9 protein-coding genes are annotated in these 8,119 nt (G+C 68.1%); 7 read left to right on the plus strand and 2 right to left on the minus strand.

What is annotated here, in order from left to right:
- Positions 1–50: 50 nt before the first annotated feature.
- Positions 51–560: an O-acetyl-ADP-ribose deacetylase gene (locus AC1RIF_RS25415; protein WP_492604150.1), complete on the minus strand. Its 510-nt coding sequence runs from the start codon at positions 558–560 to the stop codon at positions 51–53.
- Positions 557–1,528: an ADP-ribosylglycohydrolase family protein gene (locus tag AC1RIF_RS25420; RefSeq protein WP_492604151.1), complete on the minus strand. Its 972-nt coding sequence runs from the start codon at positions 1,526–1,528 to the stop codon at positions 557–559. Before AC1RIF_RS25420 ends, AC1RIF_RS25415 begins: the two co-directional genes overlap by 4 nt.
- Positions 1,529–1,591: 63 nt before the next feature.
- Here AC1RIF_RS25420 and AC1RIF_RS25425 point away from each other — a divergent pair, with 63 nt between their 5' ends.
- The 7 genes from AC1RIF_RS25425 to AC1RIF_RS25455 all read left to right on the plus strand — a co-directional run bounded on the left by AC1RIF_RS25425 (position 1,592) and on the right by AC1RIF_RS25455 (position 8,037).
- Positions 1,592–2,287, plus strand: a complete 696-nt coding sequence (locus AC1RIF_RS25425; protein ID WP_492604152.1) for an NUDIX hydrolase — start codon at positions 1,592–1,594, stop codon at positions 2,285–2,287.
- A gap of 127 nt (positions 2,288–2,414) precedes the next feature.
- Positions 2,415–3,911 (plus strand): TY-Chap domain-containing protein, encoded by a 1,497-nt coding sequence (locus tag AC1RIF_RS25430; RefSeq protein ID WP_492604153.1) that lies wholly within the window; start codon positions 2,415–2,417, stop codon positions 3,909–3,911.
- 114 nt (positions 3,912–4,025) lie between these two features.
- Positions 4,026–4,421, plus strand: coding sequence for a DUF7144 family membrane protein (locus AC1RIF_RS25435; protein WP_492604154.1), 396 nt, complete (start codon positions 4,026–4,028; stop codon positions 4,419–4,421).
- A 36-nt stretch (positions 4,422–4,457) separates the two neighbouring features.
- Positions 4,458–5,909, plus strand: coding sequence for a phosphatidylglycerol lysyltransferase domain-containing protein (locus AC1RIF_RS25440; protein ID WP_492604155.1), 1,452 nt, complete (start codon positions 4,458–4,460; stop codon positions 5,907–5,909).
- 129 nt (positions 5,910–6,038) lie between these two features.
- Positions 6,039–6,431 carry a DUF4240 domain-containing protein gene (locus AC1RIF_RS25445; protein ID WP_492604156.1) on the plus strand — a complete coding sequence of 131 codons (393 nt, stop codon included), beginning with the start codon at positions 6,039–6,041 and terminating at the stop codon, positions 6,429–6,431.
- 221 nt (positions 6,432–6,652) lie between these two features.
- The gene (locus tag AC1RIF_RS25450) at positions 6,653–6,931 is read left to right on the plus strand and encodes a GNAT family N-acetyltransferase (protein ID WP_492604157.1); all 279 of its coding nucleotides are present in this window, start codon (positions 6,653–6,655) and stop codon (positions 6,929–6,931) included.
- 107 nt (positions 6,932–7,038) lie between these two features.
- Positions 7,039–8,037: an MBL fold metallo-hydrolase gene (locus AC1RIF_RS25455; RefSeq protein WP_492604158.1), complete on the plus strand. Its 999-nt coding sequence runs from the start codon at positions 7,039–7,041 to the stop codon at positions 8,035–8,037.
- Positions 8,038–8,119: the final 82 nt, after the last annotated feature.

The raw sequence follows: 8,119 nt of genomic DNA on the forward strand, positions 1-8,119 counted from the left end.
ACGCATCGACTGCCGCTACTGGGCCCGCATTGCGGGGCGTGACGTATGCGCTAGCCGACCGCGCGACGCATCGTCGCCGCGACCTCGGGCTCGTAGGCGACCAACGTGACGACACCGACGTTCGTCGGCGTCGCCCGGATCGCCGACACCGCCTGCAGCACCGCGTCGTCCGTGGGCCAGCCGAAGGCGCCCGACGAGATCAGCGGGAACGCGACGGACGCCGCCCCGAGGTCGTCCGCGACCGTGAGGCTGCTCCGATAGCACGAGCGCAGCACCGCGGCGCGGTCCTCGTGGCGCGAATAGCGCGGACCGACGGTGTGGATCACCCACGTCGCGTGCAGATCGCCTGCCGTGGTGGCGACCGCTGCACCCTCCGCGAGCCCGCCCGGCAGCGTCGTCGCACGCAGCTTCCGGCAGGCCGCGAGGATCGCGGGTCCGCCGCGGCGGTGGATCGCACCGTCGACTCCCCCGCCGCCGAGCAGCGACGAGTTCGCGGCGTTGACTATCGCGTCCGCCCGCATTCTGGTGATGTCACCCTCGGCGACGGCGATGACGGTCATACGTTCCCTCCGTTCGACGTAGTGGTGGCCACTCGCCCCGTCGCGATCTGCAGGCCGATGCGGACGAGATCCTCGCCGCGGTGTCCGGGCCAGCCGTGCAGCATCCGCCGCCACCGGTCCGGCACCGCCGACGCACCCCATCGCGCGCCGAGCAGACCACCAGCGATGGCGGCGGTGGTGTCGGTGTCGTGTCCGGCGCGGACGGCCTGCTCGAGCGCCCGCGGAAGATGCTCGGGACCCGACGGGTCGGTGGTGGCGATCGCCCACCACGCGGTGAGCAGGGCGTCGACGACCCAGCCGTTGTTCGGGAAGTCCGCCGGCCCGCCGCGTTCGGCCGTGTCGAGCAGCGGCGCCCAGTACTCACGCGTCGGCCGCGGCGCGCGGTCGAGGTAGCCGCGGACACCGTCGAAGGTCCCGTGCAGCACGGCGTGCCGGATCGCGTACGTCCACATCTCGCACGCCTCGACCGCACGGGTGTCGTGGTGGGTGAGCAATCCGATCGCGCGCGCCGCCCGCACACACCCGTCGACGTCGTCGAGGTAGGCCAGCGCCACCGGGGCGGTCCGCATCAGTGAGCCGTTGCCGCCCTTGCGGCCCGGTACCGCCCACGCCACCTGGGCCATCTCGGACGCCGACGACGGTCGCCGGGACAGCACCGCCGACGTCTGGTTCCCGATGTCCGCGGGATCGGAGTCGAACCACCGGACGAACTGTGCCGCAACGGCATCCCGACCGGGACCACTGCCGATGTCGACGCCCGTAGCCGCGACCTCCGCGATCGCGAGCGCCATCGAGGTGTCGTCGGTCCACTCGCCGGGCGCGAACGCGCCGATGCCCCCACCGATCATGTCGATCACCGTTCCCGTTCCCGGAGTGGTGAATTCGTATCCCGCCCCGAGCGCGTCACCCGCCGCGGTCGCGAGCAGGACACCCGCCGCACGGTCTGCCATCCGTTCGTTCAGCTCCACCGGAACCCCCTTTAGATCGTAACTGCGCTAAACGTTAGATCATGCCTGCGCTAATCTGCAAGGGTGACGAAACGAGCACCGAAGACGACGTGGTCCGACACGGCCGGCAAGGCCCTCACCGATTACCCCCGCCCCTCCGTCGCCGTCGACGTCGCGGTGCTCACCGTCGACGCCGGGGAGTTGGACGTCCTGGTGGTCGAGGGCCCCCGCGGACTCGCCCTGCCCGGATCGTTCCTGCATCCCGGCGAACGGTTGTCCGACGCCGCCGACCGCGCGCTCCGAACCAAGGCGGGCCTGACGGGCACCGACTTCCACCAACTCGCGATGTTCGACGCCCCCGACCGCGACGACCGCGGGTGGGTCCTGTCGATGGCCCACGGGGCGGCTCTGCCCCTGAGCCGCCTTCCGCACGGCGCGAGACTCGTTCGCATCGACGGCCGGGTGGTCACCGAACCGCTCGCGTTCGATCACGCGGACATGGTTTCCCACGCGGTCGACGATCTGCGCGCCCGCTACGCGCGCCGACTCGACCCGTCCGGCTTGCTGCCCGAGGTGTTCACCGTCCTGGAACTCCGGCGCCTGTACGAGGCGGTCCACGGGCGCGCCCTGCCCAAGGATTCGTTCCGGCGGATGGTCATCGACTCGCTCGAGACGACCGGGCTGATGTCGAGCAGCGGGACCGGCCGGCCCGCGGAACTCTTCCGGCGCCACCCCGAATCCGACCTGCCCGCCGGCGCCGCAGCACTGTTCGCGAACTGACGAACACACGCCGGAACGCCAGTGCCCGAACTTGTCAGGGGTCCGCGCTACCTTGATGGCAGCACGACGCGGAGGCCCCGGGCGGGACCTCCCGAGTGACGCTCCATCCCGAAAGACAGGGGGGCTCATGTTCGATCTCGACAGCTTCGACCAGGCAATCGACCGGTCCTGGACCCAGTTCCAGAGTCGGCTCGCCGACCACCTCTCCGCGATGCGGAACGACGACATCCTGATCCTCGACTGGATCGAGGAAACCACGGTTGACGGATTCACGCCGTGGGTGCAGTTCCTGGTGTGGGACGACGAGTACATCCGGAGCGAGGTCTCGTCCAACGCCTATCTCGCGCCGCGACACGCACTCCCACCGCAGTCCGAGTCCCGCCTGTGCGAGCTGGGATGGGAGCGGCCCACGCGGCTGCCGGACGAGGAACCCGACGAGGGATCGCCCGCGTTCTTCGTCGACAAGGAACAGCGTTGGGCCGATCAGCTGGCCGCGATGACCGTCACGACGCTCCGAGAGGTCTGGAGCGTCCCCCACCCGAGCTTCCTGAATCCCGAGATCATCGGCACGCTCGAGGACACCGATCTGCTCGGTGCCGACACACCCGACGCCCCGCAGCCGGCCCCGGTGACGCTCGACGAGACCACCGCGGTGGCACCCCGTGACCCTCGGGAACTTCGGGACCTGATCTCGCGCACCGTCGATCAGGCGCTGGGTTTCGTGCCGCAGGTCGACGACGACGGCGACGTCGTTCTCACCCTCGGCAATCAACCCGTGTTCGTCATCGCCCACCCCGACAAACCCCTCGTGCGGCTCTGGATTCCGCTGCTGCACGCGGTCGCGGGACGCACTCGCGCGGCCGAGAACATCTGCGACCTCACCAAGCAGTGGCCCGACATCCGGTTCACCCTCGACGAGGACCGGCTCAACGCGTCGATCGACATCTCCGGGAATCCGTTCGTTCCACGTCACCTCGTCGACGCGATCGACGTGATCGGGAAGTTCCTGCCCACCGTCGACGCACGGTTCGCCGCCCGATTCGACGGGTCCCGGTTCGCGGACGACCACGCGGATGTCGAATCCAGCTACGCCGAGGCCGCCGGCCTCCTCGGCCCGGACCCCTTTGAACCAGGCCCGTTCGAACCCGACCACTTCGAACCCGGCTCTTTCGAAACCGGCTCTTTCGAAACCGAGGACACCGGCGACGACGACCTGCCGTCGGCGCTGCTGACGCTGCTCCATCTGGATCCACACGGGGCCGGCGTTCTCAGTGCGGAGGAGGTCGCGGAGGTGTGCGGCCACGACCGCGACGCGATCCTCGACTATCTGCGGACCACATCCGAGCAGGAGATCTCCTGGCGCGAGTCCGCGGAACAGGCCCGCGCCGAAGGCGATTCGGAGGAGGCGGACGCGTGCGATCACGAGTCGAGGGCGTGGGCGCAGACACACGAGGCGCTGCGGTCGGCGCTGCGTGTGGTCGCGCTGCCCGGTCCCGCCCGGCCGGTACCGTACGCCGCCAAGCCGCATCAGATGGAATTGTTCGGCAATCCCACCGAACCGTCCCTGTTCGACGATGCGGCCGCGATCGAGCCACGCGACCACCGCGCGAAAGGTGTCGAATGATCGCCATGGCACACGCCGCGGAAATCGCAGGGTGAAATCGGTGCCCTGATGCACCCCGGCAGAGGAGAATGGGTGTCACCAGGCCGTTTCACCTTTCAGCGAAGGGACGAGGTCATGTCCGACGATGTGGTCGAGCAGGGTGTCGCCAAAGGCACGTCGATGGGGGCGGCGGTCCTGCTGGTCACCATCGGTGTGCTCGAGTTCCTCCAGGGGATCTCCGCGGTCGCCAAGGACGACGTGATCGTGGTCGGCCTCGAGTACGTATACAAGTTCAACGTCACCACGTGGGGATGGATCCACCTCGTGCTCGGCGTGATCGTCGCCGTGGTCGGTGCAGTCCTGTTCACCGGTGCAACATGGGCGCGGGTCGCCGCGATGGCGATCTGTTCCCTGTCGATTCTCGCGAACTTCCTGTGGTTGCCGTACTACCCGCTGTGGGCGATCTGTCTCATCGCGCTCAACACCGTCGTGATCTGGGCGGTGGCCACCTGGAATCCCAAGGTAGCCTGACTCGCGCGCCGAGCGCCCGTACCGGATAGGAACTACATGGACGACGGCACGAGCGCCGGCCCCCTCGACAGCGACGAGCGCGCGGAACTACTTCGGTTGCGCGCCGAGGTGGCGACGTTGCGTGCCCGGGAACCGGACACCACCGGCGCCGTCGCGGCACGGCGGACTCCGCACCACTGGTGGCGGTGGACGGCGGTGACGATCCTGCTGGTCCTGGTAGGTCTCCTGTCCATCGCCTCGGTGACCTCCCGGTTCACCCGCAGCGAGATCCTCGACACCGATCGCTACGTCACCACGGTCGCGCCGCTGGCCGAGGACCCGGCCATCCAGTCGGAGATCTCGAATCAGGTGACCGACGAACTCTTCTCACGAGTCGACATCGAGGGCCTCACCACCGAGGCTCTGGCCGCGCTGGTCGATCTGTCGAACCTGGACGAGAGAGCGCCCCGAGTCGATCAGGCGATCGTCGGGCTGGCACCGGTCATCGCGGGACAGACGAAGAGTTTCGTCCAGGAGACCGTGCTGAACTTCGTCGAATCCCAACAGTTCCGGGACCTCTGGGTCCAGGCGAACCGCACCGCGCACAATGCCCTCGTCCAGGTCGTGACCGGAAACTACGGCCCGAGCTCGGTCGAGGTCGACCGGAGCGGCACCGTCAGCATCTCGTTGGCGACCATCATCGACAACGTGCGCACCGAGCTGACCGATCGGGGCTTCTCCTTCGCCGAGAAGATCCCCACGGTGGAGAAGCAGTTCGTCCTGTTCCAGTCCCCCGAACTGGTCCGGGCCCAGCGCGCGGTCAACGCGCTCGACAAGGCCTCCGCGGTGCTGCCGTGGCTGGGAATCGCCTGCGCCGCGGGCGCGGTTGCCGTCGCACCCCGCGGCCGACGGCTGCACACCCTGTCACTCGCGGGGCTGGCCATCGCGGTCGGGATGTTCGTCCTCGCGGTGGGAATCCTCGTCGGACGCGCGTTCTACCTCGACGCCGTCCCCGCAGACGTGCTGTCCCCGGACGCGGCGACGGCCGTGATCGACACCGTCCTGGTGCCGCTGCGCACGAGTCTGCGTGCCGTCGCGGTGCTGGGTCTGGTCATCGCTCTCGGCGCCTACCTGATCGGGGGCTCGTCGTCGGCCACCGTCGTTCGTCGCGGATTCGGGAGGTCCCTGGACCTGGTCCGGCACCCCCGCTCCGACCGAACCCCGAACACCGTCGAACGCTGGGCCGGCCAAGCACGAGTACCGCTGCGGTGCTTCATCATCGGAGTCGCGGCCCTGCTGCTGGTGTTCTGGCGGTACCCGACAGGACTGGTGGTGTTCTGGATCGTCGTCATTGCCCTGGTCGCGCTTCTCGCACTGGAAATCCTCATCCGGCCGACCCGCACTCCACAGGTGGAGGACGCCGCCGGCGCACCAGAGGACCTGGAGGAGGCGGAGGACATCGCGGACACGGAGAAGCCAGAGGAGCCGGAAGGGTCGACATCCCGTTAGGCCGTCTCTGACAGAACATGGTCTCCAGCGTGTACTGGGATGAAGCGATCGCGCACGGTTGCGGTCGGGCCGGCTTCATCGCTGATGAGATGCCGGTAGGTCTGCTCGTCTGCAAGATTGGGAGAGGCTTTGGCTGACGCTGTTCGTCACGACGAGGGCCCGGACGTCGACTGGTTCTGGGACGTTGTAGAGGAGTCCGCGAGGAGCCGTGATCGCCTTCGTGAAATTCTTGGGCGACTGCCGAAGGACGCCGTCTACAGGTTCCAAGATCTGTTCTTGGACTTCGCCGCCGAGCTACAGGACGAGCCATATCGGTCCTATCTCGGGCCCGATGAGTCCGAGGATGGCCTGGAAGATGCAGCGCAGTGGGTCGTCAGCCAGGGGCGCGTGAGATACGAAGCGGTTCTCACAGAGCCGAGCCGCATGCCGGCACACATCGACGGCGGTGATCCCGCCAATCTCGGCGGGCTCGCTTACGAGGTCTACTACGACCGGTTCGGGGAGCCCTTGGACCTGATCTAGGTGTACCCAGCCGTGATATCGCTGCAGTGGCGGAAAGCGGCGCCGGAGGCTGTCTCCCCGACGACCCACGAGTGCGTGAAGTGCTCGGGTTCGCGTGCGGGGCGTGCGTCATGCAACGTCGGGAGTGCAGCGGGTGCGCAGACCGGCACGGAATACTCGCCCTCGATCCGGCGCTGTACCCGGGTAACGTGCGTTCGTAAGCAAACGAAAGGAGCCCGGCCGTGGCGAACAGGATCGAGCACAACGCGGGAGAGAACCGCTTCGAGATCTACGTCGACGACGCCCTCGCCGGCTACGCCGACTACATCGAGGCGCACGGCGTCCGCGACTTCGGGCACACGGTCACCAACCCGGACTTCCGCGGCCAGGGCCTGGCGGGTCAGGTGGTCAAGGCTGCCCTGGACGCTTCGCGCGAACAGGGCTTCAAGATCGTGCCGTCGTGCTCATACGTCGAGAAGTACGTCGCATCGCACCCCGAGTACGCCGACCTGGTTGCGTAGCCGCATCTTCCGTTAAGTGGGACCGGTCACGCCGCCGCGAAACCCGAAGAGTAACTATGGAGGCATAGGTAGAACGGGTTTTCATCTAGCCAACGAGGTTTGCGCAAATGACAGGTGCTTCGGCCATCGGTGATGGCATCTTCCAGATCACTGTTCCCATGTCCCACAATCCGCTGGGCAGCACCCTGGTCTACGCCATGGAGTCGCCGGGCGGGGTGATCCTCGTCGACGCCGGCTGGGACGGCGACGAAGGCTGGGACGGCCTGACCGCGGGCCTCGAATCGATCGGACATTCGGTGTCCGAGGTCGAGGGTGTGGTGCTCACACACTTCCATCCCGACCACACGGGCCTGTGTGGCCGGGTCCGGGAGGCGTCGGGTGCATGGATCGCGATGCACGAGGCCGACCACGACATGTTCGAGAAGATGTCTTCGGGCCGCAACCAGGAGTGGATGGACTTTCAGCTGTCCAACCTCGAGCGCGCCGGCGCACCGCTCGTCGACCGGGAAGCGTTCGAGAAGGCCGCGCAGGGCGATCCCCCGGTGGGTCCCGCGTCGGCACCCGACCGGATCCTCGTCGACGACGAATTGATCGCGCTCGCCGGGCGGAACCTCCAGGCGGTCTACACACCGGGCCACACCCCGGGCCACGTGTGCTTCTATCTCGAGGACGCCGACGTGATGTTCACCGGCGACCACGTGCTCCAGAAGACCACGCCGCACGTCGGCAACTTCGTATACCCGCTCGAGGAGCGTGACGCGCTCGCCGAGTTCATGGAGTCGCTGCGCCGCGTGCAGAAGATGGACGTCACCCGCGGCCTCGGCGCGCACGGTCTTCCGATCGTGGATGTGGCGGGCCGGGCCGGTGAGTTGATCGATCACCACGAGGAACGTCTCGACCACCTGTACGAGGCGTTCGGGGCCGACGAGATCACCGTGTGGCAGGTGGCCGAGCGGATGAAGTGGTACCGGCCGTGGGAGAAGTTCCACCCGATGGCCAAGGGAATGGCCTTGTCCGAGGCCGCCGCGCATCTGCGGCACCTGGTGGCACGCGGGCAGGTCTCGCAGTTGCCGGACACCGAACCCGCGCGGTTCGCACGGAACTGACCGATATGCGGCGGGGGGGGGGGGGGGGGGGGGGGGGGGGGGGGGGGGGGGGGGGGGGGGGGGGGGGGGGGGGGGGGGGGGG

The organism is Prescottella sp. GW823-FHT02E09 (assembly GCF_058797375.1).

Excerpts from the sequence above, each read along its gene's own strand:
- AC1RIF_RS25435 (WP_492604154.1), top strand. The coding sequence starts at position 4,026 with ATGTCCGACGATGTGGTCGAGCAGGGTGTCGCCAAAGGCACGTCGATG.
- AC1RIF_RS25440 (WP_492604155.1), top strand. The coding sequence starts at position 4,458 with ATGGACGACGGCACGAGCGCCGGCCCCCTCGACAGCGACGAGCGCGCG.
- AC1RIF_RS25455 (WP_492604158.1), top strand. The coding sequence starts at position 7,039 with ATGACAGGTGCTTCGGCCATCGGTGATGGCATCTTCCAGATCACTGTT.
- AC1RIF_RS25430 (WP_492604153.1), top strand. The coding sequence starts at position 2,415 with ATGTTCGATCTCGACAGCTTCGACCAGGCAATCGACCGGTCCTGGACC.
- AC1RIF_RS25415 (WP_492604150.1), bottom strand. The coding sequence starts at position 560 with ATGACCGTCATCGCCGTCGCCGAGGGTGACATCACCAGAATGCGGGCG.